This window comes from Streptomyces sp. NPDC088147, assembly GCF_044741565.1.
Lineage (GTDB): Bacteria > Actinomycetota > Actinomycetes > Streptomycetales > Streptomycetaceae > Streptomyces.
The window spans coordinates 49,642-76,144 of the sequence record NZ_JBIUSY010000003.1; the positions used below are offsets into that span (position 1 = coordinate 49,642).

Here is a 26,503-nt window from a genome sequence, read left to right on the forward strand (position 1 = left end):
CCGTTCCGCGGGCGGCCGTTCGCGCTCGGCGACAGGGACTGACGGGTCCGGACCGGCTCCGGGCGATCCCCGCGTCCGGCGACCGCCCGTGATCAGCCGCTGATCGCGTTGCGCAGCTCGCCCAGTTCGAGCGGCTCGGTCTCGTCGTGCGCGGTCAGATCGATGACCTGCCCGATTCCGCGCTCCTCGGCCCTGCGCCGCTCGGCGAGAGCCTCCTCGCCCACCACGTCGGCGAGGTCCTCGCGTGCGACGCGGGCCAGTTCGGCGGCCGGCGGAAGCTCATCCGTGTTGTCCGTGTTGTCCGTGTCGTCCGCGGCGGCCTTCCTGAGCCCGTCGCGGGCGTTCTGCGCGGCGGCCTGCGCGCCGAAGAAGTCGAAACCGCCCTCGGGACGGCGGGCGCTCCGGTCCACCGGGGCGTACGGGACGATCGCGGACGCCGTGGGCACGCGCGTGGCGGGAAGGGCGGACGACGGGCGGCTGTGCTGCTCGGCCCCGGCGCCCGCCGCGTGCTTCCCCCGCGACTCCCCCGCCTCCGTGGCCCGTTCCGCGAGATCGCGGGCGCGGGCCGCCTCGACCGTCCGCTTCGCCTGCTGGACCGCGGCGTTGCGCGGCAGTTCGTCCAGGGCCCGCGCGGCGCTGACATACGCGGCCTTGCCGGGCGTGCTGCCCGCGGGCAGCGCCTTGGGCTCGGCCGCCGCCTCCAGGGCGAGCCGGCGCCGGCCCTCCAGCGCGGTGGCGCGCTCGGTCTCCGCGGTGGCGTAGCGGCGCAACAGGGCGGCGTGCTCACCGCGCAGCCCCGCCAGCTCGATCCGCTTGGCGCGCAGCTTGGCTTCGAGCTTGAGGCGCAGCTCGCGCGACTCCTCGACGTCCGCTTCCAGTTCGGCTATGCGCTCCTCGGCCTTCCAGCCGTCACTCTCCCGCGCGCGCGTCAGCTCGGCGACCCGGCGCCCGGCCTCGCGGTCCCAGCCACGCATGAAGCCCGCGCCGGTGACCGCCGCGGCGGCCGCCACCGCGACCAGACCGCGGAGCACCACGGGCTCCGCGAGGAACCAGGCGCCCGCGGCACAGAGGACCGCGGCTCCGGCGACCGCCGTCGGCGGCAGAAGCTTGTGGAGGGGTGGGGAATGGCGGTGGCGTCCACGTGGCATGGCCTGAAATTTACCGTGCGTGGAGACCGAATGGGGGGCCGGTCGGACAATCTTTCTCGGCCCGTTGCCGGCCCTCCTCCCCTTCCACTCCTGTTTCCTCTACAGAACTCCGTTTTGCCTGGCGCCGGTTACCGAACCGATGCCGTCCGGCCGCTACTTCTTGACCAGACCTTTGGACTCCAAGTACTCCTTGGCGACATCCTCCGGCTTCGCCCTCTCGGCATCGACCTTGAGGTTCAGCCCCGCGAGATCGTCCGTCGTCAGCGCGTCGGTCAGCTTGCCCAGGACTTCGGCTATCTCCGCCGAACCGGCGTCCTTCGCATTGACCACGGGCAGTACGTTGTCGGCGTTCTGGAGCTTCTTGTCGTCTTCGAGCACGACCAGTCCGAAGCTGTCGAGCGTGCCGTCGGTGGTGCTGCTCAGGACGACCTGGTCCACACCGTCCTTGACGGCCTGCTTGGACTGCGGGGTGCCGACTCCCTTGGGGTCGATGCCCGCCACGTCGATGCCGTACGTCTTCTTCAGGCCCGGGGCGCAGAAGGGCCGCACCTCGCACTCGTCGCCCGCCGCGATCTTCACCTTGAGCTTCGACTTTCCAAGATCGGAAAGCGTCTTCAGCTTGTTCTTCTCGGCGAATTCCTTGGTGACCGCGAAGGCATTCTGATCAACCGCCTGACCGGCGGGCAGCACCTTCAGTCCGCGCGGCTCGGCGAGCTTCTTCAGCTCGGCGACCGTCGCGGCGGAGTCACTGGACGCGAGCGGCTTCTCCTCCGCCGCCTTGGCGCCGTTCACCTTGGCGTTGAGGAATTCCGTGATCGTCGCGGCGTATTCGGGCACCACGTCGATCTCGCCCTTCTCCAGGGACGGTTCGTACAGCTCACGGTTCTTCACCGTGGTGACGGACGTGGAGTAGCCGGCGTCGCCCAGGATCTGGGCGTACAGCTCCGCCAGCACCTTGGACTCCGTGAAGGCCGCCGCGCCGATGACGAGCGAGCCCTTCTTCCCCGAGCCGGAGCCGGAGGCGGAGTCGGCGGAGCCGCCCTTGTCCTTCTCCAGGCTGTCGCCGCCGCACGCGGCGAGCGAGGTGGTCAGGGCCACCACTCCCAGTACGGCACCCGCGAGGCGCGAGGTCTTGCTCATGAGGTTCACCATCTCCAAGAAGCCAAAAGGTCGGTCGTCACACGGGGTCGGTCGTCACACGGGGTCGGACACACGGGGTCGGTCGTCACACGGTCGTGCCGGAGGGGCGGACCGGCGGCGAGGGCGCCGGGTCGATGACCCGGTCCAGCGCCACCAGCACGCCTTCGACGAGCAGCGCGAGCAGCGCGACGAGGAGCGCACCCGCGACCACCTGCGGGGTGTTGTACGTGTTGAAGCCTGCGGTGATGATCCGGCCGAGGCCGCCCTGTCCCACCATCGCCGCGATGGTGGCGGTGGCCACCACCTGTACGGAGGCCGAGCGCAGCCCGGTCATGATCAGCGGGTACGCGAGGGGCAGCTCCACCCGTACGAAGAGCTGGCGCCCGGACATACCCATCCCCCGGGCGGCCTCGACGACCGCGCTGTCCACCTCCCGCATCCCGACGTAGGCGTTGGTCAGCAGGGGCGGCACGGCGAAGAGCACCAGCGCGATGATCGTGGGCACCGAGCCCGAGTTGCGCAGGGGCGAGACCATGAACAGGGCGAGCACGGCGAACACCGGCACCGCCCGGCCCACATTGGAGATATTGATCGCGAGGGCGCCGCCCTTGCCGATATGCCCCAGACAGAGCGCTATGGGCAGGGCGATGACACACGCCAGCGCGAGCGCGACCCCGCTGACGAAGACATGCTCCTCCAGCCGCCGCCACACCCCGCTGTCGCCGGACCAGTTGGCACCGGTCGTCAGCCAGCCGAACGCCTCTCCAAGAACTCCCATGGTCAGCCCACCGCCTTCACGGCATCGGCCGGCGCGGTCCGCGCGGCTCCACGGCCCGACGTACGCGCCGGACGTATGCGCGTCCAGGGCGTCAGCAGCCGCTGCACTCCGAGCAGCAGCAGATCGGCGACGACCGCGAGCAGCACGCACAGCACCGAGGCCGTCAGCACCTGCGCCTTGAAGAAGCTGGGCAGCGCGTCCTCGATGAGATTGCCGAGCCCGCCCCGGCCCACGATCGACCCGACCGTGGTCAGCGCGACCGTCGACACCGTCGCGATGCGCAGGCCCGCCATCAGCGCGGGCAGCGCCAGCGGCAGCTCGACCTCCCAGAGCAGCCGCCCCGGTCCGTACCCCATCCCGCGGGCCGCCTCCCGTGCCTCTTCCGGCACCGATTCGAGCCCCGCGATGATGTTCCGCACGAGAATGGTCAGTGAATAGAGCACCAGGCCGGTGATCACCAGCCCGGCGGAGAGCCCGAAGACCGGCAGCAGCAGCGAGAACATCGCCAGCGACGGAATCGTGTAGAGCAGGGTCGTCAGCCCCAGCACCGGTCCGGCGAATGACGGCCTGCTCCGCGCCAGCAGGGCCAGCGGAAATGCCACCAGCAGCCCTATGACGACCGAAACCGCGGTGATCCACACATGCTGGACCGTGGCGTCGATCAACTCCTGGCTACGGGAGCGGAGATATTCCCCGCAGATCCAGTCGTTGGCCGCCAGGCACCCTTGCGTACTCATCCATCCCCGCCTCCCCCGTCTTCCCGAACGTATGTCTGGCTCTATGTCCTGGCGACCCTAACCCCGACCACTGACATTCGCGGAAGCCCGCCACATTCCAGCAACATGGCCTTCACACAACACGCCGCACAATGGGGAACCATGATCCGATTCGAGCACGTCACCAAGCGGTACCCGGACGGCACGACCGCCGTCGACGACCTCTCCTTCGAGGTCCCCCAGGGCGAACTGGTCACGCTCGTCGGACCTTCCGGCTGCGGCAAGACCACGACCATGAAAATGGTCAACCGCCTGATCGAGCCGACCGAGGGACGCATATTCCTCGACGGGGACGACATATCCGCGATCGACCCGGTCCAGCTCAGGCGCCGTATCGGCTATGTCATCCAGCAGGTCGGCCTCTTCCCGCACAAGACGGTCCTGGAGAACACCGCGACCGTCCCGCATCTGCTGGGCTGGCAGCGCGGCAAGGGCCGTGAGCGCGCCGCCGAACTCCTCGACCTGGTCGGCCTCGACCCGTCCGTCTACGGTGACCGCTACCCCGAGCAGCTCTCCGGCGGCCAGCGCCAGCGCGTCGGCGTGGCCCGCGCCCTGGCGGCCGACCCGCCCGTCCTGCTGATGGACGAGCCCTTCGGCGCGGTCGACCCCGTCGTACGCGACCACTTGCAGAGCGAGTTCCTCAAGCTCCAGGCGGCGGTCCGCAAGACTGTGCTGTTCGTCACGCACGACATCGAGGAAGCGGTCCGGCTCGGCGACCGTATCGCCGTCTACGGACAGGGCAGGATCGAACAGTTCGACGCCCCCGCCGCCGTGCTCGGCACCCCCGCCACCCCGTACGTCGCCGATTTCGTCGGCGCGGACCGCGGCCTGAAGCGGCTCTCCGTCACCTCCATCGAGGAGGGCGACCTCGAACAGCCGCCCCTCGTCCATCTCGACGACCCGCTGGGGCGCGCCGCGGCGAAGCTCGCCAAGGAGGGCGCGCGCTGGGCCGTCGTCCTGGACTCCGCCGACAATCTGCACGGCTGGATCTCCACCGAGCAGACCGGCGCCTCCGGGACCGTACGGGAGCACGCCCGCCGGATGGAGGCGTGGCTGCCGGTCGGCGCCTCCCTGAAGCAGGCGTTCGCCACAATGCTCCAGCACGACGCGGGGTGGATCGCGGTGATCGACAAGGAGGAGACCGGGCGGTTCCTCGGGGTCCTCACACCGGCCAGGCTGCACGAGGCACTGCGCCGGTCGATCGACGCGGACGCGCAGGCCATCCCCCGTACGGAGGTGGAGCTGGAGACGGTCAGCAAGGTCGCCTCCGCCTGAGGGCAGCGGCCTCGGCCTGAGGACAGCAGCAGCCGTCCGAGGACCGCCTCCGCCGGAGTACCACCGCTGTCCGGGGACCGCCGCTGTCCGGGGACCGCCTCCGCCGGAGTACCGCGGCCCGTGTCACGCGACCACGGCCAGGACCTGGGCGTCAGTTCGAGTAGAGCCGCCCGCTCATCCACTCCAGGGCCGGCGGGATCTCCCGGCGCCAGGTGTTGAAGTTGTGCCCGCCGCTGTCGAGGATGATCGACGACACGTGCGAGGGCGCCTTGACCTTGCTGATGAACGTCCGCGTGGCCCGGAGATTCCCCTCACCCTTCTTGGACGAGGTGACCAGGAAGGACACCCTGCCCTGCGGCCGGTTGTCCAGGCTCCACAGCAGATCCGAGTCGTTCCGCAGCTGCTTGTCGCCCCGGAAGAGATCACCGGTCGTCGGGTCGACGGGCGCCTTGTAGTACGCCGAGAGCCCGACGCCCACGGAGTAACGCTCCGGATGGTGCATGGCGATCTTCAGCGCGCAGTAGCCGCCGGTGGAGTTGCCCATGATCCCCCAGCTCTTCGGCTCACGCCCGACCCGGTACGTCCGGGACACCGCCAGCGGCAGGTCCTTGGCGAAGAACGTCTCGGTCTGCGGCCCTCGGGGAATGTCCACGCACTCGGTGTCCCGCGGCGGCGCCACGGTGGGCCGCAGCATCACCAGCACCATCGGCTGCATCTTGCCGTCCTTGGCCAGCTGCCACGCGGTCTTCGGATAGTTCAGCCCCTTGATCAGGTTCTCCGCCATCCCCGGATAGCCGGTGAGCACCACGGCGACCGGAAAGGTCCGGTGCACGAACCCCGGCCGGAAGTACTCGGGCGGGAGATAGACGTACGCGGTGCTGTCGATCCCGGATTTCGGGCCGCTGACGACGATCCTCTGGACCTGGCCCGCCACCGAGGGCACCGAACCGCCCGGCGTGGGCGTCCGCTGTGTGTCCATCACCGTCACGTGATTGCCACTGGCCGAGTGGTCGACGACCGCCCCCAGGTCCTGCTTCCGCCCGAACAGGTCGGACCACGAACCGTAGAAGAGGAAGGAGTTGTTGGCGACGAGACCGACCGCCATGAACACCGCCACCTGCGTGGAGAACAGCAGTCCGACCCGGCCGAGCACGACACGCGGCGTACTCCGCGACAGCCGCGGCCAGAGCCAGATGGTCACGACGAACAGCGCAACAGCCAGCAGGACGGCCAAGGCCAGGACTTTACGGCTGGTAAGACCCATGTCGACCGAGCTTTCTCCTGTGAGATTTTCCGAAACGCTGATGAACCCGACCTCCGAAACCCGCGTCCTAGAGATCGCGAAATGTCCGGCCCGCGAAGAAGAAGCGGACTCGGGCACCACACTCTCTCGCGGAACCTTGGGAAGCGATGTCTGTGACGGTAGATGGGGATAAATCGGGATCGGTTCCGGGCCGGTCCCAGCACAGCACGCCCATACCCCCCAAGCCACTGACACGCCGTCTGTTCCGGTGGACCCGCCATCTGTTCCGCGGCCCGCGCCCCGAAACCGTCCCCGCGCTGGTCGGCACCGCCTGCACCTTCATCGGACTGCTGGACATCGCCGCCGGGGTCTTCCCCCGCTTCCGCCACAGCCGGATGCACGCCTTCGCCGAAGTGCTGCCGGGGGCGCTCGGCCCGCTGTCCGCCGCACTCTCCATCAGCGCCGGCGTACTCCTGCTGCTGCTCGCGCACGGTCTGAAACGCCGTAAGCGGCGCGCCTGGCGAGCCGCCGTCATCCTGCTGCCCGCGGGCGCCGTGGCGCAGTTCGGCTACCGGCACTCACTCCTCGGAGCCCTGCTCTCCGTACTGCTGCTCACCCTGCTGCTGCGCCACCGCGGGGAGTTCGCCGCCCTGCCCGACCCGCGCAGCCGCTGGAAGGCGCTGGCCAACTTCTTCCTGATGGGCGCGGGCTCCATCGGCCTCGGGCTGATCATCGTCAGCGTCCATCCGCGCCGGACCGTCGGCAACCCCGGCCTGGCGGAACGGCTCGAACACGTGCTGTACGGCCTGTTCGGCCTCGACGGCCCCATCGACTACAAGGGCATCGTCAGCGGCACCGTCGGCGACTCCCTCGGCGCGCTCGGCCTGCTCACCGCCCTGACCACCTGCTATCTCGCCTTCCGCCCCGAACACCCCGCCGCCCGCCTCACCGAGGACGACGAACAGCGGCTGCGCGCCCTGCTCGCCCGGCACGGCGGCCGGGACTCCCTCGGCCACTTCGCGCTCCGCCGCGACAAGGGCGTGGTCTTCTCCCCCAGCGGCAAGGCCGCCGTCTGCTACCGCGTCGTCTCCGGGGTGATGCTCGCCAGCGGCGACCCGATCGGCGACGTCGAGGCCTGGCCCGGCGCCATCGAACGCTTCATGGACGAGGCCAAGGCCCACTCCTGGACCCCCGCCGTCATGGGATGCAGCGAGACGGGCGGCGAGGTCTGGACCCGCGAGACCGGACTCGACGCGCTGGAACTCGGCGACGAGGCGGTGGTGGACGTGCCGGATTTCTCCCTGCACGGACGCGCCATGCGGAACGTACGCCAGATGGTGAAGCGCATCGAGCGCGCCGGCTACGAAACGCGGGTACGGCGCGTCCGTGATCTCTCCGACGGCGAGCTGGCCCGGATCCGCCGCGCCGCCGACGACTGGCGCGGCACCGACACGGAACGCGGCTTCTCCATGGCACTCGGCCGGATCGGCGACCCCGCCGACGGCGACTCCGTACTCGCCACGGCCCACAAACCCGGCGAGGACGCGGCCGGCCCGTACGGCGACCTGAAGGCCGTCCTCCACTTCGTCCCGTGGGGTACGGACGGGATGTCCCTCGACCTGATGCGCCGCGACCGCTCCGCCGACCCCGGCATGAACGAACTGCTGATCGTCGCCGCGCTGCACGCCGCCCCCGCGCTCGGGGTGGATCGGGTCTCCCTCAACTTCGCGATGTTCCGCTCGGCGCTCGCCCGCGGCGAACGGCTCGGCGCGGGACCCGTCCTGCGCGGCTGGCGAGGACTGCTGGTCTTCCTCTCCCGCTGGTTCCAGATCGAGTCGCTGTACCGCTTCAACGCCAAGTTCCAGCCGCGCTGGGAGCCGCGCTACGTGGTCTTCCGCAGCACCGGCGAACTGCCCAGGATCGGCTTCGCCGCGATGCGGGCCGAGGGCTTCGTCACCCTCTCGCTGCCACGCCCCCTGCGCCACCTCGCCCGCGACCGCCACCCCCGCCCCTGCGCCCACGACATCGGAAGCCCGCCCGACCACGAGATCCGTACGGCCTAAACGAGCGCACCCGGTCCGTCGGAGAAGACCCTGTCCGGCGCCCGTCACGCGCCCGTCGCACGGATCCGGCCGGGCCGCCCGCCTCCGTGCGGACCCCCTAGGGTGGGCGTATGAGTACGTTGCGCGCGCGGGGCACGGTCGAGGGGCTGCCGGAGTGGGACCGCTGTGCGGTGATGGGGGTCGTCAATGTGACGCCCGACTCCTTCTCCGACGGTGGCCGCTGGTTCGACACCACCGCCGCCATCAAACACGGCCTCGATCTCGTCGCCGAGGGCGCGGACATGGTGGACGTCGGCGGTGAGTCGACCAGGCCCGGCGCCACCCGCGTCGACGAGGACGAGGAGCTCAGGCGCGTGGTCCCCGTCGTACGGGGCCTGGCGGCCGAAGGCGTCACCGTCTCCGTCGACACCATGCACGCGTCCGTCGCCGAGCAGGCGGTCAGGGCCGGCGCCGCGCTGGTCAACGATGTCAGCGGCGGACTCGCCGACCCGGCCATGGTCCCCGCCGTCGCCGCCATGGGCGTGCCCTTCGTGGTGATGCACTGGCGCGACTTCAGCGACCGGATGAACAGCCGCGCCGTCTATACGGACGTCGTCGCGGAGGTCGTCGACGAACTGCGCGCGCGGATGGACGCGGTGATAGCCGGAGGCGTCGCCCCCGAGCGGCTCGTCATCGATCCCGGCCTCGGTTTCGCCAAGCAGGCCGAGCACGACCTCGCGCTCCTCGCGCACCTCGCCGAGCTGCGCGCCCTGGGCCGGCCGCTTCTGGTCGCGGCCTCCCGTAAACGCTTCCTCGGGCATGTCCTCGCCGGCGGCAACGGCTCCCCGCCGCCCGCCCGCGAGCGCGACGCGGCCACCGCCGCCGTCTCCGCGATCGCCGCCCACCAGGACGCCTGGGCGGTCCGCGTCCATGAGGTACGGGCGACCGCCGACGCGGTACGGGTGGCCCGCGCCGTCGAGGGAGCCCAGTGACCGCGCGTACGGACAACGAACAGGTCGAGGTCGCCAACACCACGTTCTACGAGGCCATGGAGCGCGGCGATTTCGACGCGCTGTCCGGGCTCTGGCTGGACGGCGACGACGACGGGATCTCCTGCGTCCACCCGGGCTGGCCCGTACTCACCGGCCGCGGCGAGGTGCTCCGCTCGTACGCGCTGATCATGGCGAACACCGAGTACATCCAGTTCTTCCTGACCGATGTCGTGGTCTCGGTCTGCGCCGACACCGCCCTCGTGACCTGCACGGAGAACATCCTCAGCGGCGGCCCCGCCGAGGAGAGCGGCGAGCTGGGACCGCTCGTCGGCCAGCTGGTCGTCGCCACCAACGTCTTCCGCCGCACACCCGAAGGGTGGAAAATCTGGTCACATCACGGCTCACCGGTTCTGACCGAAACCGATGAGGAAACGGACGACGAGACACCCGCGTGAGTGGGTAGGCAGCCCCTGCGGACCGATCGGCGGGCCCGGCGGGGGCGACACAGCCGGGCAACCCCGCACCTGTCCCTCACCCCCGCGCCACAGCACAGTCCGTGCCCGCGGGTAGATTCACATGAGGACACCGAGCCGCCCGCACCGGCCGGGTGCCCGACGACCAACGACAGCAGGAGTGATTCGCGTGGATCGTGTCGCGCTGCGCGGCCTCAAGGCCCGCGGGCATCATGGCGTCTTTCCCCGGGAGCGCGAGGAGGGCCAGACCTTCATCGTGGATCTGAGGCTCGGCCTCGACACCCGCCCCGCGGCCGCCGACGACGACCTGGCGAAGACCGTGCACTACGGGATCGTGGCCGAAGAGGTCGTGGAGGTCGTCCAGGGAGAGCCGGTCGACCTGATCGAGACGCTGGCGGAACGGATCGCCCAGCAGTGCCTGAAACACGACGGCGTCCAGGAGGTCGAGGTGGTCGTGCACAAACCGGACGCCCCGATCACCGTCCCCTTCGACGATGTGACCATCACCATCACCCGGAGCCGAGTATGAGTGTGTTTTCCGCCAGGGGTCCCCAGGGCGACCCGACCGTACAGCCGGTACCCGCCGCCGTGGTCGCGCAGGTCGACGCCGCGGATACGACACTGTCCAACCCGAAACGCGCCGTGGTCTCCCTCGGCTCCAACCTCGGCAACCGCCTGGAGACGATCCAGGGCGCGATCGACGCCCTGGAGGACACCCCGGGACTGCGGGTCAAAGCGGTCTCCCAGGTGTACGAGACCGAGCCCTGGGGCGTCGAGCCCGGCTCCCAGCCGTCCTACTTCAACGCGGTCGTCGTGATCAAGACGACGCTGCCGCCGTCCTCGCTGCTGGAGCGCGGCCAGGCCATCGAGGAGGCCTTCGACCGGGTCCGCGAGGAGCGCTGGGGACCGCGCACCATCGACGTGGACATCGTGGCGTACGCGGACGTCGTCTCGGACGACCCGCTGCTCACCCTCCCCCACCCCCGGGCCCATGAGCGCGCCTTCGTGCTCGCGCCCTGGCACGACGTGGACCCGGAAGCGCAGGTCCCGGGCCATGGCCCGGTCGCCGAACTGCTGGCGGACGTCGGCCGCGGCGGTGTCCGGACCCGGACCGATCTGGAACTCCGCCTGCCCGAGTAGTGGTTAGGCTCACGGAGTCGGTACGGCGAAGGCCGGCACGGCGCGTGTCAGCACGGCGAGGGTCGGTACAGCGAGGCGAAGGGCTTTCTCGGTGAAGCAGTTGCGGATCGGCGTCCTCGCCGGCCTGTTCGTGGTGGCGGGCGTACTCTCCTGGGGCGCCGCCCGCCTGTGGGACTCCGTCGGCACGCTGCCGAGCGTCCCCCTCGCGGCGCCGATCGTGCTCGCGGTGATCGCCGTCGTCCTGGCCGCGACGGCCCTCTCGCTGCGCGCCCGGCTGAAGGCCCAGCGGGAGCGCCGCCCCGGCGCGCAGGGCGTGAACCCGCTGATGGCGGCCCGCGCGGTCGTCTTCGGCCAGGCCAGCGCCCTGGTCGCGGCCCTCGTCTCCGGCATGTACGGCGGCACGGGCGTCTTCCTGCTCGGCTCCCTCGACATCCCCGCCCGCCGCGACCAGGCCATCTACGCGGCCTTCTCCGTCCTGGCGGGCATCGCGGTGATCATCGCGGCCTTCTTCCTGGAGCGGGTCTGCAAACTCCCGGAAGACCACGACAAATCCGGCACCGCCCCCGCGGGCCCGGCCGCCTGAGCGGACACCTCCCGCCGGGCGGGCGCGCCCCGGACGCCCCGGATCAGCGCGCCATTATCAGGCTCATCGCCTCCGCGCGGGTGGCCGGAACCCGCAACTGGCCGCGGACGGCCGATGTGATCGTCTTGGCGCCCGGCTTCCGTACGCCCCGCATGGTCATGCACATGTGCTCGCACTCGACGACCACGATCACCCCGCGCGGGTCCAGGATCTCCATCAGCGAATCGGCGATCTGCGTGGTCAGCCGCTCCTGGACCTGCGGCCGGCGGGCGAAGACATCCACCAGTCTGGCCAGCTTGGAGAGCCCGGTGATCTTCCCGTCCGAGGACGGGATGTAGCCGACATGAGCCACCCCGACAAAGGGGACAAGATGATGTTCACAGGAAGACATCACTTCGATGTCCTTCACCAGGACCATCTCGTCATGGCCGAGGTCGAACGTCGTGGTGAGCACCTCTTCCGGCGTCTGCCAGAGCCCCGCGAATATCTCCCGGTACGCCCGCGCCACCCGGCCGGGAGTCGCCCGCAGACCCTCGCGGTCCGGGTCCTCCCCGACCGCGATCAGCAGCTCGCGCACGGCATTCTCGGCCCGCTTCTCATCGAATTCGCGGATGGGGCTCTCCCCGTCCAGCATCACCGGGTCGGTCATGTGTGCCTCGTTCCTGTGCCGTCCTGTGGGCGGGCAGACGAATGCCGCGCACCCACAGGCTAAAACCTGGGGGGCGCGGCATCCATTCCGGGCCAGGTGAGGCGCCGGGATCAGCTCTCGGGACGGTCCTCGGGAACCGCCTCGGTGGGCGTCTCGCCGCTCGTCACGGCGGGCATGCCGTTCGAGCCCGAGGCGCCGTTGGTGAGCGCCAGCTCCTTGGGCGAGAGCACCGGCGGCCGCGTCGACGGTGTACGTCGCGAGGAGCCGGTCCACGCCGGACGGGACGGGCGCTTGACGATGGTCGAGAAGATCTCGGCGATCTGTTCCTTGTTCAGCGTCTCCTTCTCCAGGAGGGCCAGGACCAGATTGTCGAGCACGTCGCGGTTCTCGACGAGAATCTCCCACGCCTCGTTGTGCGCGGTCTCGATGAGCTTCTTGACCTCTTCGTCGACCAGCGCCGCGACCTCTTCCGAGTAATCGCGCTGATGCGCCATCTCCCGGCCGAGGAACGGTTCGGTGTTGTCGCCGCCGAACTTGATCGCGCCGAGCCGCTCGGTCATGCCGTACTGCGTGACCATCGCCCGAGCCGTGGCCGTGGCCTTCTCGATGTCGTTGGCCGCGCCCGTCGTCGGGTCGTGGAAGACGAGTTCCTCGGCCGCGCGCCCGCCCATCATGTAGGCGAGCTGGTCCAGCATCTCGTTGCGCGTGGTCGAGTACTTGTCCTCGTCGGGCAGGACCATGGTGTAGCCCAGGGCCCGGCCGCGCGACAGGATCGTGATCTTGTGCACCGGGTCGGAGTTCGGAGACGCCGCGGCGACCAGGGCGTGACCGCCCTCGTGGTACGCGGTGATCTTCTTTTCCTTCTCGGACATGATCCGGGTCCGCTTCTGCGGGCCCGCCACGACGCGGTCGATCGCCTCGTCCAGGGAGTGGTTGTCGACCAGCTTCTTGTCGCTGCGCGCCGTCAGGAGCGCCGCTTCGTTCAGCACGTTCGCCAGATCCGCGCCGGTGAAGCCGGGCGTACGACGGGCGACAGCGCCCAGATCGACGTCCGGGGCGACCGGCTTGCCCTTCTGGTGGACCTTCAGGATCTCCAGCCGGCCCTGCATGTCCGGGCGGTCGACGGCGATCTGCCGGTCGAAGCGCCCCGGGCGCAGCAGCGCGGGGTCGAGGATGTCGGGCCGGTTCGTGGCGGCGATCAGGATGACGCCGCCCTTCACGTCGAAGCCGTCCATCTCCACGAGCAGCTGGTTCAGCGTCTGCTCGCGCTCGTCGTGGCCGCCGCCGAGGCCCGCGCCGCGGTGCCGGCCGACGGCGTCGATCTCGTCGACGAAGACGATCGCCGGGGCGTTCGCCTTGGCCTGCTCGAAGAGGTCGCGGACGCGCGAGGCGCCGACGCCGACGAACATCTCGACGAAGTCGGACCCGGAGATCGAGTAGAAGGGCACGCCGGCCTCACCCGCGACCGCGCGGGCGAGCAGCGTCTTGCCCGTACCGGGCGGGCCGTAGAGCAGCACGCCCTTCGGGATCTTGGCCCCGACGGCCTGGAACTTCGCCGGCTCCTGGAGGAACTCCTTGATCTCGTGGAGCTCCTCGACCGCCTCGTCGGACCCCGCCACATCGGCGAAGGTCGTCTTCGGGGTGTCCTTGGTGATCAGCTTGGCCTTGGACTTCCCGAACTGCATGACACGGGAGCCGCCGCCCTGCATCTGATTCATCAGGAACAGGAAGACCACGACGATCAGGACAAAGGGGAGCAGCGAGAGCAGCACCGAGACGAACGGGCTCTGCTTCGACGGCGAGACCGTATAGCCCTTGGTGATGTCGCCGTTCTGGAACTTGGTCTGGAGCGTCTTGGCCAGCGTCGCACCCTGGCTGCCGATATAGCTCGCCTGGATCTTGTCGCTGCCATTGATCTTCTGGCCGTTCTTGAGATCGACCTTGATGATCTGTTCGTCGCCGGTGGTCAGTCTGACCTGCTCGGCCTGGTTCTTGTCGATCGCCTGGACGACCTCACCGGTGTCCACCGTCTTGTAGCCGCCCGACGAGCCGACGACCTGCATCAACACGACCACGGCGAGGACGGCCAGCACGATCCACATGACCGGCCCACGGAAGTATCGCTTCACGTCCATCCATACGGAGCGAAGTCGCCCCGTCCCTCCTGCCCGTAGGTAAATGCTGCTGTGAGAAAAGACTGTTCTTCGGACGGTACCCCAGCATTGTGGCCCGCGACCGCACGGGACGGGTGACAAACCCGTCTTCCCATGCTCCAACGGCGCGAGGGGGTCTGGGGTTCCCGGCCGCGGCGAAGCCTTTCCGTGGAACCTCGCCGCTCTTCGGAGCGCTCAGGTGCGCCGAGGCGCGCTCTAACCGCCGTACACATGCGGAGCGAGCGTCCCGACGAAAGGCATGTTGCGGTACTTTTCCGAGTAATCCAGGCCATATCCCACGACAAACTCATTGGGAATGTCGAAGCCGATCCATTTGACGTCGATCGCGACCTTTGCGGCATCCGGCTTACGGAGCAGGGTGCAGACTTCGAGCGAGGCCGGCTCCCGCGAACCGAGGTTGGAGAGCAGCCACGACAGGGTCAGACCCGAGTCGATGATGTCCTCGACGATCAGTACGTGCTTGCCCTTGATGTCGGTGTCCAGGTCCTTGAGGATCCGGACCACGCCGGAGGACTGTGTGCCCGCCCCGTACGAGGAGACGGCCATCCAGTCCATCGTCACCGGGGTGGACAGGGCCCGCGCCAGGTCCGCCATGACCATGACGGCGCCCTTGAGGACTCCGACGAGAAGCAGGTCCTTGCCCGCGTACTCCGCGTCGATCTTCGCGGCCAGATCGGCCAGCTTCGCGTCGATCTCTTCCTTGGTGATGAGCACCGACTGGAGGTCGTTGCCCATGTCCTTGTCGTCCACCCGCATCACTTTCGTCGTCGGCCGGGGGTCCGGGGCCAAGGCACTGGCGGCCCGGGAGACACAGCCGTAAGTGCATCAGCGCTTCAGCCCTGCCGGATGACCAGTCTGCCACCCTGCCTGCGGGCCTCTACGCGGCCGGGCAGGTTGATGGCTCCCTGGCCGCGCCAGCCGGTGATCAGGCGGTCGACCTCTTCGATGTGACGGGCGAACAGCGAACCCGCGGGGGCGCCCGCGGCGATGACCGCGCGGCGCAGTACGCGGCGGCGGACGGCGGCCGGGAGGACGTAGAGCTTGGCGCACTGCAATTGCCCGGAATCGTCCCGTACGGACTCCTCGACGGTGGCCGCCCAGGTGTCCAGGGCGTCGGCGTCGTCGCGGGAGAGCTGTGCCGTACGGGCCAGGGCCTCGACGACGCCCTTGCCGAGCGCCTTCTCCAGGGCCGGCAGTCCTTCGTGGCGCAGTCGTGAACGGGTGTACGCGGGGTCGGTGTTGTGCGGGTCGTCCCAGACGGGGATGGACTGGACGAGGCAGGCCTTGCGGGCGGTCTGCCGGTCGAGCTGGAGGAAGGGGCGCCGGTAGCGGCCGGCCGCCCCCGAGACGGCGGCCATCCCGGACAGCGAGCGCGTGCCGGAGCCGCGGGCGAGCCCGAGGAGCACGGTCTCGGCCTGGTCGTCGCGGGTGTGGCCGAGCAGGACGGCGGCGGCGCGGTGGCGCTCCGCGGCGGCGTCGAGCGCGGCGTAGCGTGCGTCGCGTGCGGCTGCCTCGGGACCGCCCTCCCGGCCGACGGTCACGGCGACGGATTCGACGGGGTCCAGGCGCATGGCGCGGAGTCGGGTGACGACTTCGGCGGCGCGGAGGGCGGAGCCGGCCTGGAGTCCGTGGTCGACGGTGACGGCTCCGGCGCGGACGGAAAGTTTGGGGGCCTCGAAGGCGAGGGCGGAGGCGAGCGCCATGGAGTCGGCGCCGCCGGAGCAGGCGACGAGCACGAGCGGCGGCTCGCCGAGGGGGACGGGCGGGGCGGCGGAGTAGTTCTCCGCCCGGTCGGTGAGGACGTCGTGGAGTACGCGGCGGACCGCCAGGCGTATCGCCGCGACCGCAGGATGGGGACCCATATCCGGTGCCCTTCGTGATGTTATTTGGGGGGTGCCTCGGTCGGAGTAAGGACGGAGAGCGTCACTCAGAGTGCGTCGATGGTGACAGAACCGAGCCATTACCCGAGCATTGCACGCCTATCCCTCACCCACGGTCCCTCGGATGGGTGATACCTGAGGCGTACTTCTGCCGTGAGCCGCGCCCGCCTCAGGAGTCCGCCCTGCGGTGCACCCGTGCGATCCAGTCCGCCGGTTTAGCGATCTCCGCCTTGGTCGGGAGGGTGTTCGGCGAGGTCCAGACCCGGTTGAAGCCGTCCATGCCGGTCTCCTCGACCACGGCCCGTACGAACCGTTCCCCGTCCCGGTACTGGCGCAGCTTGGCGTCGAGGCCGAGCAGTTTACGGAGCGCCTGGTCGAGGCGGCCGGCGCCGCGGGCCCTGCGCTGCTGGAACTTCTCGCGGATCTCGGCGACCGACGGCACGACGGCCGGTCCCACGCCGTCCATCACATAGTCGGCGTGGCCTTCGAGCAGGGACATCACTGCGGTGAGCCGGCCGAGGATCTCGCGCTGTCCGGGGGTCTGCACCAGTTCGACGATGCTGCGGCCGTCCTCGTCCTCCTCGCCCTCCGGGCGCCCGCCCGCGAGCGACTGCGCGGCTTCGCGGAGCCGTTCGACGAGCGTCATCGGGTCGACCTCGGTCTGGTCGAGGAATGACTGGATCTCGCCCTGGAGGTGGTCGCGCAGCCAGGGCACGCCGGTGAACTGGGTGCGGTGGGTCTCCTCGTGGAGGGCGACCCAGAGCCTGAAGTCGTGGGGGTCCACGTCCAGTTCGCGTTCGACGTGGACGATGTTGGGGGCCACGAGCAGCAGCCGGCCGCCGCCGTCCGCGGCGGCGGGGAGATCGCGGGTGGCGGGGGCGAACGTCTCGTACTGGCCGAGGACGCGGGACGACATGAACGACAGGAGCATGCCCAGCTCCACGCCGGTCACCTTGCCGCCGACCGCGCCGAGCACGGCGCCGCCGGGACCGCCGGGGCGGCGGTCCTGCATCTTCGACAGGAGGGGCTTGAGCAGCTCGCGGAATCCGGCGACGTTCGCCTTGACCCAGCCGGCCCGGTCCACGACCAGGACGGGGGTGTCGGGCGGCTCGTGGCCGTCGGGGACCATGCGCGTGTACGCGCGAACGTGCTCTTCCGAGGACTTCGCGTGCCGCCGCAGCTCGGCGACGATCTCTCGCGCCTCGTCGCGGGTCACTTCCGGTCCCGGCCGCACGAGGCGGGTCGCGGTCGCCACCGCGAGATTCCAGTCGACCATCTGGGCACCACCGATGCTCGTCATGCGTCAACCGTACGTGCTCAACCTGGGGAGCGGTGGGGTGTGGGTGGCCCGGTTCTTCCCCTACCGGGCCCTTAGGGGGCGCGTCGGACCCTCAGGGGGCCCGCCGGGGCGGGCCCCGGGGGCCGGCGGGGCGCTCGTTACGGGACGAGCGCCGCGGAGAGCCGGTCCAGGGCCTTCTGGGCGGTGCCGGGGGCGGGGGTGGAGCCCGCCATGAAGGCGAAGGCCAGCAGCCGGCCCCGGGCGTCGACGACGGTGCCCGCCAGGGCGTTCACCCCGGTGAGCGTGCCTGTCTTGGCGCGGATGAGTCCGGCGGCGGGCCCGGCGTCCGCGTACCGGCCGCGGAGGGTGCCGTTGAACCCGGCGACCGGCAGCCCGGTGAGCACGGGGCGCAGTTCGGGGCGCGCGGGGTCGGCCGCGCGGGCCAGCAGGGCGGTGAGCAGGGCGGCGCTGACCCTGCCCTGGCGGTTCAGACCGCTGCCGTCGGCGAAGCGGGCGCCGGTGACGGGCAGTCCGAGCTTCTTGAGCTCGGCGCCGACGGCCCGGCCCGCGCCCTCGAAGCTCGCGGGTTCACGGGCCGCGATGGCGGTCTGCCGGGCCAGGGACTCGGCGATGTCGTTGTCGCTCTCGGTCAGCGCGCGTTCGACGAGGTCGGAGAGGGGACGGGAGTAGGTCCTGGCGACGGTCTCCGAGCCCTTGGGCGGCTTGCCGGGCTCGGGCGGGGCCGAGGTACGGATGCCGCGTTCGCGCAGCAGTCCGGCGAAGAAGCGGGCGGCGTCACCCGCCGGGTCGCCGCTGCGGGGAGCGGGTCCGCTGCGGGATGTGTTCAGCCGGCCCTGATCGGCCATCAGGGCGACGACGGGGGCGATGTTGTCGTTGGGGCCGATCGGGTGTTCGCGGCGGCCGGAGTAGAGGGAGGTGTCGTAGCGGAACTCGACCTTGGTGACGCCGCGGTCGCGCAGCGCGCGGGCGGTGTCGTCGGCGAGGGCGCGCAGTCCCGCCCGGCCGAGGGTGGCGTCGCCGCCGCCGACCAGGGTGATCCTGCGGGCGTCCGGGGTGGAGGTGACCGTGGTGGCGATGCGGTGGTCGGGGCCGAGCGCGGAGAGCGCGGCGGCCATCGTCGCGATCTTGACCGTGGAGGCCGGGGTCATCGGGGTGCCGGCCGCCCGCCCGTAGAGCGGTTCGCCGGTGGCGACGTCGATGACGGACGCGGAGCGGGCCCTGCCGAGCGCGGGGTCGTCGAGGAGCGGTCCGAGCTTCTTCTTGAGATCCACGGACGCGGTTCCGGCATTCGGGGGCGCGGCACCGGGTGCGGACAGCTCGGAGAGCACGCCGGCGGCGCTGGGGGCGGGCGCGGGTGTACGGGGGGCGGACGGGCCGTGATGTGCGCCACCCGTACGGCTCTGCGCGACCGCCCAGTCCCGCTCGGCCCTACGCTGACCGGAGTCCCAGGGGCCGGCCGCGGCCACCGCCGCGGCGGCGAGCGCCATGCCGACCACGACGGAACCCGCCGTGAGCTGCCACACTTTCGGCTCAAGCATGGTTGACCAGCCCCTTTCGCGATCACACTGCTGCGTGGGGGACACTTAATCACTGCGCCTTGCGACGAGCATGGCACCCCGGCCAGCAGTGGGCTCTCCGTCCGCTCCCGGACGGGGGGTCTCCTGCGTGAAGACGCAGCACCACTGACAAATGTGTTGATCATGGAGGAGCCACCCGTGGAGTTCGACGTCACCATCGAGATCCCTAAGGGTTCGCGGAACAAGTACGAGGTGGACCACGAGACCGGTCGGATCCGTCTTGACCGTCGTCTCTTCACCTCGACCAGCTACCCCGCGGACTACGGATTCGTCGAGAACACCCTCGGCGAGGACGGCGACCCGCTGGACGCGCTGGTCATCCTGGACGAGCCGACCTTCCCGGGCTGTCTCATCAAGTGCCGTGCCATCGGCATGTTCCGGATGACGGACGAGGCCGGCGGGGACGACAAGCTGCTGTGCGTCCCGGCGTCCGACCCCCGGGTGGAGCACCTGCGGGACATCCACCACGTCTCGGAGTTCGACCGCCTGGAGATCCAGCACTTCTTCGAGGTCTACAAGGACCTGGAGCCCGGCAAGTCCGTCGAGGGCGCCGACTGGGTCGGCCGCGCCGAGGCCGAGGCCGAGATCGAGGCCTCGTACAAGCGACTTGAGGCCCAGGGCGGCGCGCACTGACCAGGCGCTGAACCGCACACCGGCCGCGCGCTCGCGCGTGCGACCGGCCGGCCGCCGGGCGATGACAGGCGGATGACGGGCGGCGTACCCCCGGAGGGTGCGCCGCCCGTCCGCGTGTGTGGTTGCCCATGTCCATGCCCATACTGGGCAGACGTGTGGCTGCGCGGCGCCGAGATCCGGCCCCAGGAGCGAGGGAGCAGAGGGTGGTGGCGGAGTCCGACGGTCACGAGGACCGGAAGCCTCAGACGGACGAGGCGCACAGCGCCTTCACCCCGCCGTCCGGGATGGAGCAGCCATCGCTTCCCGAGGACGACCATCCGACCTCGGAGTTCGCGCTTCCCCAGGGGCTGAGTACGGAACAGCAGGCCGAGCCGGAGGGCTCGGCCTTCGATCTGCCGGGCGGTACGCCGGCCGGCGCGGTCGGCGGCCGGCAGTCGTCCCCCGCGTACACGCCCGCCCGGGGCGTCCCGGTGGTCCGGCTGAGCAAGGAAGCCCCCTGGCAGGACCGGATGCGCACCCTGCTGCGGATGCCGTCCGGGGAGCGGCCCGTACCGGAGAGGGTCCAGCGCCACGACGACCAGGGGCCCGCCGTACCCCGGGTGCTCGACCTGACGCTCCGTATCGGTGAGCTGCTGCTGGCCGGCGGCGAGGGCGCCGAGGACGTCGAGGCCGCCATGTTCGCGGTCAGCCGCGCGTACGGCCTCGACCGCTGCGAGCCGACCGTCACCTTCACCCTGCTGTCCATCTCCCATCAGCCGTCGCTGGTGGACGACCCGGTGACGGCCAGCAGGACCGTACGCAGACGGGGCACCGACTACACCCGGCTGTCCGCCGTCTACACGCTCATCGACGACATCACCACCGAGGACACGGACGTCACGCTGGAGGAGGCGTACCGGCGCCTCGCGGAGATCCGCCGTAACCGGCACCCGTACCCGGGCTGGGCGCTGACCGTGTCGAGCGGGCTGCTGGCCGGGGCGGCGTCCGTGCTGGTCGGTGGTGGCGTGGTGGTGTTCGCGGCGGCGGCGCTCGGCGCGATGCTCGGCGACCGGCTGGCCTGGTTGTGCGCCGGGCGCGGGCTGCCGGAGTTCTATCAGTTCGTGGTGGCCGCGATGCCGCCCGCCGCGATGGGGGTGGCGCTGACGCTGCTGGGCCCGCTCGTGTCGTGGGAGGGCCGGCCCTCGGCGGTGATCACCGGTGGTCTCTTCGCGCTGCTGCCGGGGCGGGCGCTGGTGGCGGGGGTGCAGGACGGGCTGACGGGCTATTACATCACCGCCGCCGCACGGCTCCTGGAAGTCATGTACTTCTTCATCGCGATCGTCGTCGGGGTGCTGCTCGTGCTCTACCTGGGCGTGCAGCTGCACGCCCAGCTGACGCCGGAGGCGGCGCTGCACAGCGATGTACGGCCGGTGGCCCAGACGCTCGCGGCGGTGACGCTGAGCTTCGCCTTCGCGATCCTGCTCCAGCAGGACCGCTCGACCGTCCTGATGGTCGCGCTCAACGGCGGTGTGGCCTGGATCGTGTACGCGGCGATGCATGACGTGGGCGGTATCTCGCCGGTGGCCGCGACGGCGGTCGCCGCCGGGCTGGTGGGGCTGTTCGGGCAGCTCTTCTCGCGCTACCAGTTCGCTTCCGCGCTGCCGTACATCACGGCGGCGATCGGACCGCTGCTGCCGGGCTCGGCGACCTACTTCGGGCTGCTGGGCTTCGCGCAGAACGAGCCGGCCCGCGGGCTCACGTCGCTGTCCCAGGCGGTGGCGCTGGCGCTGGCGATCGCCGTCGGGGTGAACCTCGGCGGGGAGATCGCCCGGCTGTTCCTCACGGTGCCGGGGGCGGGCCAGGCGTCGAGCCGCCGCGCGGCCAAGCGGACGCGCGGCTTCTGACGGGTTCCGGGGCGGGTCAGCGCTTGGCGTGCCGGCCGCGGCCGCCGCTGCCGGGGGCGCCCGGCGTACCCGGGCCGCCCGGGGCGCCGGGGGGCGTCATGGGAGCGCGCCCGTCCGTCGCGGCCGTACCCGGGCCGACCAGGCCGTCGTCGACGCCGGGCCGCTGGGCGCCGGCCTTCTTGGACTTGGAGCGCGCCCGCAGGAACTCGATCACGATCGGCAGCACCGAGAGCACCACGATGCCGATCAGGATCATCTCGATGTTCTTGGTCACGAACTCGATCTTGCCGAGCGCGGCACCCAGCAGCGTGACGCCCGCGCCCCACAGCGTGCCGCCGACGATGTTGTACGTGATGAACGAGCGGTAGTTCATCCGGCTCACACCGGCGATGATCGGCGTGAACGTACGGACGACGGGCACGAAGCGCGCGAGGACCAGCGACTTCGGGCCGTACTTCTCGAAGAACTCGTGCGCCTTCTCGACGTTCTCCTGCTTGAAGAGCTTGGAGTCCGGGCGCTTGAACAGCGCGGGCCCCACCTTCCGGCCGAAGAGATAGCCGACCTGGTCACCGATGATCGCGGCGAACACGATCAGCAGGCAGACCAGCCAGAGCGGGGTCTTGAGGGTGCCCGCCGTCACCAGCAGGCCGGTGGTGAAGAGCAGCGAGTCGCCCGGCAGGAAGAAGCCGATGAGCAGGCCGGACTCGGCGAAGACGATGACCAGAACGCCGATCAGCCCGAAGGTCCCGATCAGATAATCCGGATCCAGCCAGCTGGGTCCGAGGGCAAGGGTGGTCACGGGTTCCGGACTCCTGTGTCATTAGTCGGTCGATCGTCGATTCGGCGTATTCGGCCGCGCACAAGCTATCAACGCCTACCGTCCCTCCCAGGTTCCACCCGGGCCCTTACCGGCGCACTCCGGATCCGGCCGGGGCCCCACACCGGACGCGCCGGTGCAGACCCGCTCAAAGCAACGTGCCCGCGGGTGCGACGACGTGCCCCGGGCCCTGCCCGCCCGGCGCGACCGCGCCACCGGAGACGGCGAGCGGGAAGCGGGAAGCGAGGGCGTTACGGGCGGTTACGGTGAGCATGTGGCCCATGACGCTCCGTTCACCTCCTCCTCTCCCGCCCCCTCGCCCTCGGCCCGCACGCTGCTGCCGCTCGTTCTGCCCTCTCTCCTGATCGGCGCCGTCTCGGCGCTGGTCCTGCTGGGCGTGGACGAGATCGCGGCTCAGCTGAAGGACGTGCTGTGGGGGACGCTCCCCGACGCGCTCGGAGTCGGCCGCTACTCCGCGCTCTGGACGATCGTGATGCTCACGGCCACCGGGCTCGCGGTGGGGATCGTCGTCCGGCACGTGCACGGACACGCCGGGCCGGACCCGGCCACCACCGGGCTGGTCGACGAGCCGATGCGCCCCGGGGTGGTGCCGGGGCTGCTGGTGGTCGCGGTACTGGCGCTGGCCGGCGGGGTGAGCCTCGGTCCGGAGAATCCGATCACCGCCGCCAATGTCGCGCTCACCTACTGGCTCGGCCGCAAGGCGGCGCCCGGCGCCCCGGCGGCGCTCTGGTTCTCGCTCGCCGCCGCGGGCACGATCGGGGCACTGTTCGGTACGCCCGTGGCGGCGGCGCTGGTCCTGACCGAGACGCTCGCCGCGCGGCCGGGCCCAGGATCGCTCTGGGACAAGCTGTTCGGTCCGCTGATCGCGGCCGGCGCGGGCGCGCTCGTCACCGCCCTGGTCGCCCACCCGGCCTTCGACCTCGCCCTGCCCCCGTACACCGGCACGCACTGGAGCGATCTGCTGGCGGCGCTCGTGATCGCCCCGGTCGCGGCGGCGCTGGGGCTGGCGGCCTGCTACGCGTTCCCGTACGTCCACGCCGCCTTCCGGCGTCTCGGCCACCCCGTCCTCGCGATCACCACCGGCGGGCTGGTCCTCGGTCTGCTGGGGGCGCTCGGCGGGCCGCTGACGCTGTTCAAGGGGCTGGACGAGGTGAAGACGCTGGCCGCCGACCCGGAGGGCTGGTCGGCGGGCTCCTTCGCCTTGATGACGGTGGTGAAGCTGGCCGCGCTGCTCACCGCCGCCGCCTGTGGCTTCCGGGGCGGGCGGATCTTCCCCGCCGTCTTCGTCGGGGTCGCGCTCGGCCTCTGCGCCCATGCGCTGGTCCCTGCCGTACAGCCCGGCCTGGGGGTGGTCTGCGGGGTGCTCGGCATCCTGCTCGCCGTCACCCGGCAGGGCTGGCTCAGCCTGTTCACCGCGGCGGTCCTGGTCGCCGACCCCAATGTGCTGGCACTGCTCTGTGTCGCCGCCCTGCCCGCCTGGCTGGTGGTCACCGGCCGCCCTCTGATGCAGCTCCGCGAGGACGGCACGCCCCTGCGGTGACCCCCCGCATCCGGCGGGCGGTTCGCCTCTTTCGTCCGTATTCTCGCGAGGGGAACCGTACCCATCCCGAGGAGATCCGCCGATGCCACTCCACCGAGGCGCGGACCGGGCAGCCGGAATGCCCCGGAGCGAACGCGACGAGCTGCGCAGGCTGTCGATCAACCCCTTCTACGGGGAGGCCGATCCGACCAGCGAGATGACCTCGGCGCCGCCCATGCACCGGCTTCCCGACGGCCCGACCCCGCCGGACACGGCGTACCAGCTCGTCCATGACGAGCTGATGCTCGACGGCAACTCGCGGCTCAATCTCGCCACCTTCGTCACCACCTGGATGGAGCCGCAGGCCACGGCGCTGATGACGGAGTGCCGGGACAAGAACATGATCGACAAGGATGAGTACCCGCGCACCGCCGAACTGGAGCGGCGCTGTGTGGCGATGCTCGCCGACCTCTGGAACGCGCCGGACCCGGCGACGACCGTCGGCTGCTCGACGACGGGGTCCAGCGAGGCCTGCATGCTGGCCGGGATGGCGCTCAAGCGCCGCTGGGCCGGGCGCAACGCCGCGCGCTACCCGGCGACGGCCCGGCCCAATCTCGTCATGGGCGTCAACGTCCAGGTGTGCTGGGACAAGTTCTGCAATTTCTGGGAGGTCGAGTCGCGGCAGGTGCCCATGGAGGGCGACCGCTTCCATCTCGACCCCCAGGCCGCCGCCGGACTCTGCGACGAGAACACCATCGGGGTCGTCGCCGTCCTGGGCTCCACCTTCGACGGCTCGTACGAACCCGTCGCCGAGCTGTGCGCGGCGCTGGACGCGCTCCAGAAGCGTACGGGGCTCGACATCCCCGTCCATGTCGACGGGGCGTCGGGGGCCATGGTGGCGCCCTTCCTCGACGAGGACCTGGTCTGGGACTTCCGGCTGCCGCGCGTCTCCTCCATCAACACCTCCGGGCACAAGTACGGGCTGGTCTACCCGGGCGTCGGCTGGGCGCTGTGGCGCTCGCCCGCCGAGCTGCCCGAGGAGCTGGTCTTCCGCGTCAACTACCTGGGCGGTGACATGCCCACGTTCGCGCTGAACTTCTCCCGGCCGGGCGCGCAGGTCGTCGCGCAGTACTACACCTTCCTGCGGCTGGGCAGGGACGGCTACCGCGCCGTCCAGCAGACCGCGCGGGACATCGCGGGGAAGCTGGCCGGACGGATCGAGGAGCTGGGCGACTTCCGGCTGCTCACGCGGGGGAACGAACTGCCCGTCTTCGCCTTCACCACCGCCCCCGGCGTGACGTCCTTCGACGTCTTCGACGTCTCGCGCCGGCTGCGCGAGCGCGGCTGGCTCGTGCCGGCGTACACCTTCCCCGCCCATCGCGAGGACCTGTCCGTGCTGCGGGTGGTCTGCCGGAACGGCTTCTCGGCCGACCTGGCGACGCTGCTGGTGGCCGACCTGAAGGGGGTACTGCCCGAACTGCGCGCACAGGACCATCCGTTGGGCCGGGACAAGTCCGCGGCGACGGCCTTCCACCACTGAACGCGTACGCGCCCCCGCCCCCGGAGCCACTCTCCGGGGACGGGGGTCCGGCCTCGTACCGGCCGTACGCGTCCGGATCGGCGCGCGTCCGGATCAGCGCGCGTCCGGATCAGCGGCTGAGCCTCCCGAACCGCCGTACCGCGAGCGGGAAGAAGAGCGCGAGCAGCGCCACCGGCCAGAGGACCGCCAGCGTCCCCGCGTGCTCCGCCGCCCAGGAGCCGCCCGCCGCGGCCGGGTTGCCGAACAGATCCCGTACCGCCGTCGCCGTCGCCGACATCGGGTTCCACTCCACGACCGCGCCCAGCCAGCCCGGCATGGACTCCGGCGTCGCGAACGCGTTGGAGAGGAATCCGATCGGCCAGACCAGGATCTGCACCGCCTGCACCATCTCGGGACGGCCCGCCACCATCGCCAGCTGGATCCCGAGCCAGAGCATCGCGAACCGGAACAGCAGCAGCAGTCCGAGAGCGGCGAGGAAGGACGCGGTGCCTTCGTGCCAGCGCCAGCCGATGAGGTAGCCGACGCCGGTCATCACGAGCAGGCTGACCGCCGACTGGAGCATGTCCGCCACGCTCCGGCCCACCAGGACCGCCGACGAGGCCATGGGCATCGAACGGAAGCGGTCCACCACCCCCTTGTTCAGGTCCTGGGTGACGGCGAGCATCGTGGACTCCAGGCCGAAGGCCATGGTCAGGGCGAGCATGCCCGGCACGAGGAACTCGACGTACGCCCCGTCGATCCCCCGCCCGCCGCCGATCAGATAGCCGAACATCAGCAGGAGCATCACCGGGAAGAGCAGTCCGACGACGACCTGGACCGGCTGCCGTGCCCAGCGGGAGAGTTCGCGCCGGGTCATGGTCCAGGAGTCGGCGAGGGCCCAGCCGAGCCCGCCGCCTCCGGGGGCCGCGTCCGGATCCGTG

At 70.7% G+C, this 26,503-nt stretch carries 25 protein-coding genes; 11 read left to right on the top strand and 14 right to left on the bottom strand.

The features are described from left to right. Positions 1 to 92 precede the first annotated feature (92 nt). The 4 genes from ACIOGX_RS11060 to ACIOGX_RS11075 all read right to left on the bottom strand — a co-directional run bounded on the left by ACIOGX_RS11060 (position 93) and on the right by ACIOGX_RS11075 (position 3,803). A complete protein-coding gene (locus ACIOGX_RS11060; protein WP_401912133.1) occupies positions 93 to 1,148 on the bottom strand; it encodes a hypothetical protein in 1,056 nt (351 codons plus the stop codon). Positions 1,149 to 1,301: 153 nt separating this feature from the next. After that, positions 1,302 to 2,288 carry an ABC transporter substrate-binding protein gene (locus tag ACIOGX_RS11065; RefSeq protein ID WP_356515500.1) on the bottom strand — a complete coding sequence of 329 codons (987 nt, stop codon included), beginning with the start codon at positions 2,286 to 2,288 and terminating at the stop codon, positions 1,302 to 1,304. A gap of 85 nt (positions 2,289 to 2,373) precedes the next feature. Continuing rightward, the gene (locus tag ACIOGX_RS11070; protein WP_356515498.1) at positions 2,374 to 3,066 is read right to left on the bottom strand and encodes an ABC transporter permease; all 693 of its coding nucleotides are present in this window, start codon (positions 3,064 to 3,066) and stop codon (positions 2,374 to 2,376) included. 2 nt (positions 3,067 to 3,068) lie between these two features. Continuing rightward, the gene (locus ACIOGX_RS11075; RefSeq protein WP_356515496.1) at positions 3,069 to 3,803 is read right to left on the bottom strand and encodes an ABC transporter permease; all 735 of its coding nucleotides are present in this window, start codon (positions 3,801 to 3,803) and stop codon (positions 3,069 to 3,071) included. Positions 3,804 to 3,944: 141 nt separating this feature from the next. Here ACIOGX_RS11075 and ACIOGX_RS11080 point away from each other — a divergent pair, with 141 nt between their 5' ends. Beyond that, positions 3,945 to 5,117, top strand: a complete 1,173-nt coding sequence (locus ACIOGX_RS11080; RefSeq protein WP_356515494.1) for a betaine/proline/choline family ABC transporter ATP-binding protein — start codon at positions 3,945 to 3,947, stop codon at positions 5,115 to 5,117. A 151-nt stretch (positions 5,118 to 5,268) separates the two neighbouring features. On the opposite strand, the gene ACIOGX_RS11085 is transcribed toward ACIOGX_RS11080, so the two are convergent. Further along, positions 5,269 to 6,381, bottom strand: coding sequence for an alpha/beta hydrolase-fold protein (locus ACIOGX_RS11085; protein WP_356515492.1), 1,113 nt, complete (start codon positions 6,379 to 6,381; stop codon positions 5,269 to 5,271). 146 nt (positions 6,382 to 6,527) lie between these two features. Between ACIOGX_RS11085 and ACIOGX_RS11090 the strand changes: the two genes are divergently transcribed. From ACIOGX_RS11090 to ACIOGX_RS11115, 6 genes are all read left to right on the top strand, one after another. Further along, entirely contained in the window at positions 6,528 to 8,423 is a 1,896-nt protein-coding gene (locus ACIOGX_RS11090) for a phosphatidylglycerol lysyltransferase domain-containing protein (RefSeq protein WP_401912138.1), read from the top strand. 110 nt (positions 8,424 to 8,533) lie between these two features. After that, positions 8,534 to 9,394, top strand: a complete 861-nt coding sequence (folP, locus tag ACIOGX_RS11095) for a dihydropteroate synthase (RefSeq protein WP_401912141.1) — start codon at positions 8,534 to 8,536, stop codon at positions 9,392 to 9,394. Next, a complete protein-coding gene (locus ACIOGX_RS11100; protein WP_356515486.1) occupies positions 9,391 to 9,849 on the top strand; it encodes a nuclear transport factor 2 family protein in 459 nt (152 codons plus the stop codon). Before folP ends, ACIOGX_RS11100 begins: the two co-directional genes overlap by 4 nt. Positions 9,850 to 10,036: 187 nt before the next feature. Further along, positions 10,037 to 10,396 (top strand): dihydroneopterin aldolase, encoded by a 360-nt coding sequence (folB, locus tag ACIOGX_RS11105; RefSeq protein ID WP_129770975.1) that lies wholly within the window; start codon positions 10,037 to 10,039, stop codon positions 10,394 to 10,396. Beyond that, positions 10,393 to 11,007 (top strand): 2-amino-4-hydroxy-6-hydroxymethyldihydropteridine diphosphokinase, encoded by a 615-nt coding sequence (gene folK / locus ACIOGX_RS11110; protein ID WP_356515484.1) that lies wholly within the window; start codon positions 10,393 to 10,395, stop codon positions 11,005 to 11,007. Before folB ends, folK begins: the two co-directional genes overlap by 4 nt. Positions 11,008 to 11,098: 91 nt before the next feature. Beyond that, positions 11,099 to 11,590: a DUF3180 domain-containing protein gene (locus ACIOGX_RS11115; RefSeq protein ID WP_356515482.1), complete on the top strand. Its 492-nt coding sequence runs from the start codon at positions 11,099 to 11,101 to the stop codon at positions 11,588 to 11,590. A 43-nt stretch (positions 11,591 to 11,633) separates the two neighbouring features. Here the strand turns inward: ACIOGX_RS11115 and folE are convergent, their stop codons facing one another. The 6 genes from folE to dacB form a co-directional block, all read right to left on the bottom strand. After that, entirely contained in the window at positions 11,634 to 12,239 is a 606-nt protein-coding gene (gene folE, locus ACIOGX_RS11120) for a GTP cyclohydrolase I FolE (protein WP_129770978.1), read from the bottom strand. A 110-nt stretch (positions 12,240 to 12,349) separates the two neighbouring features. Then, positions 12,350 to 14,374, bottom strand: a complete 2,025-nt coding sequence (gene ftsH / locus ACIOGX_RS11125; RefSeq protein ID WP_356515480.1) for an ATP-dependent zinc metalloprotease FtsH — start codon at positions 14,372 to 14,374, stop codon at positions 12,350 to 12,352. A gap of 234 nt (positions 14,375 to 14,608) precedes the next feature. Then, entirely contained in the window at positions 14,609 to 15,169 is a 561-nt protein-coding gene (gene hpt / locus ACIOGX_RS11130) for a hypoxanthine phosphoribosyltransferase (RefSeq protein ID WP_356515478.1), read from the bottom strand. Between the two features lie 77 nt (positions 15,170 to 15,246). Next, complete coding sequence (gene tilS / locus ACIOGX_RS11135; RefSeq protein ID WP_356515475.1) at positions 15,247 to 16,275, bottom strand: tRNA lysidine(34) synthetase TilS; 1,029 nt, start codon at positions 16,273 to 16,275, stop codon at positions 15,247 to 15,249. 187 nt (positions 16,276 to 16,462) lie between these two features. Then, complete coding sequence (locus ACIOGX_RS11140; RefSeq protein WP_356515473.1) at positions 16,463 to 17,593, bottom strand: zinc-dependent metalloprotease; 1,131 nt, start codon at positions 17,591 to 17,593, stop codon at positions 16,463 to 16,465. Between the two features lie 137 nt (positions 17,594 to 17,730). Continuing rightward, on the bottom strand, positions 17,731 to 19,131 hold the full coding sequence (gene dacB, locus ACIOGX_RS11145; protein WP_401912147.1) for a D-alanyl-D-alanine carboxypeptidase/D-alanyl-D-alanine-endopeptidase: 1,401 nt from the start codon (positions 19,129 to 19,131) through the stop codon (positions 17,731 to 17,733). Between the two features lie 177 nt (positions 19,132 to 19,308). On the opposite strand from dacB, the gene ACIOGX_RS11150 reads away from it, so the two are divergent. Beyond that, positions 19,309 to 19,803 carry an inorganic diphosphatase gene (locus ACIOGX_RS11150; protein ID WP_003968257.1) on the top strand — a complete coding sequence of 165 codons (495 nt, stop codon included), beginning with the start codon at positions 19,309 to 19,311 and terminating at the stop codon, positions 19,801 to 19,803. A gap of 203 nt (positions 19,804 to 20,006) precedes the next feature. Further along, entirely contained in the window at positions 20,007 to 21,686 is a 1,680-nt protein-coding gene (locus ACIOGX_RS11155; RefSeq protein ID WP_356515469.1) for a threonine/serine exporter family protein, read from the top strand. A gap of 16 nt (positions 21,687 to 21,702) precedes the next feature. On the opposite strand, the gene ACIOGX_RS11160 is transcribed toward ACIOGX_RS11155, so the two are convergent. Both ACIOGX_RS11160 and ACIOGX_RS11165 read right to left on the bottom strand, forming a co-directional pair. Then, positions 21,703 to 22,485 (bottom strand): VTT domain-containing protein, encoded by a 783-nt coding sequence (locus ACIOGX_RS11160; protein ID WP_356515467.1) that lies wholly within the window; start codon positions 22,483 to 22,485, stop codon positions 21,703 to 21,705. A gap of 166 nt (positions 22,486 to 22,651) precedes the next feature. After that, positions 22,652 to 22,777 carry a hypothetical protein gene (locus ACIOGX_RS11165; RefSeq protein ID WP_401912151.1) on the bottom strand — a complete coding sequence of 42 codons (126 nt, stop codon included), beginning with the start codon at positions 22,775 to 22,777 and terminating at the stop codon, positions 22,652 to 22,654. Here ACIOGX_RS11165 and ACIOGX_RS11170 point away from each other — a divergent pair, their 5' ends adjacent. After that, complete coding sequence (locus tag ACIOGX_RS11170) at positions 22,778 to 24,064, top strand: ion channel protein (protein WP_401912154.1); 1,287 nt, start codon at positions 22,778 to 22,780, stop codon at positions 24,062 to 24,064. An 82-nt stretch (positions 24,065 to 24,146) separates the two neighbouring features. Then, entirely contained in the window at positions 24,147 to 25,583 is a 1,437-nt protein-coding gene (locus ACIOGX_RS11175) for a glutamate decarboxylase (protein ID WP_401912157.1), read from the top strand. A gap of 109 nt (positions 25,584 to 25,692) precedes the next feature. Here the strand turns inward: ACIOGX_RS11175 and ACIOGX_RS11180 are convergent, their stop codons facing one another. Next, positions 25,693 to 26,439, bottom strand: coding sequence for an ABC transporter permease (locus ACIOGX_RS11180; RefSeq protein ID WP_356515602.1), 747 nt, complete (start codon positions 26,437 to 26,439; stop codon positions 25,693 to 25,695). Positions 26,440 to 26,503 lie beyond the last annotated feature (64 nt).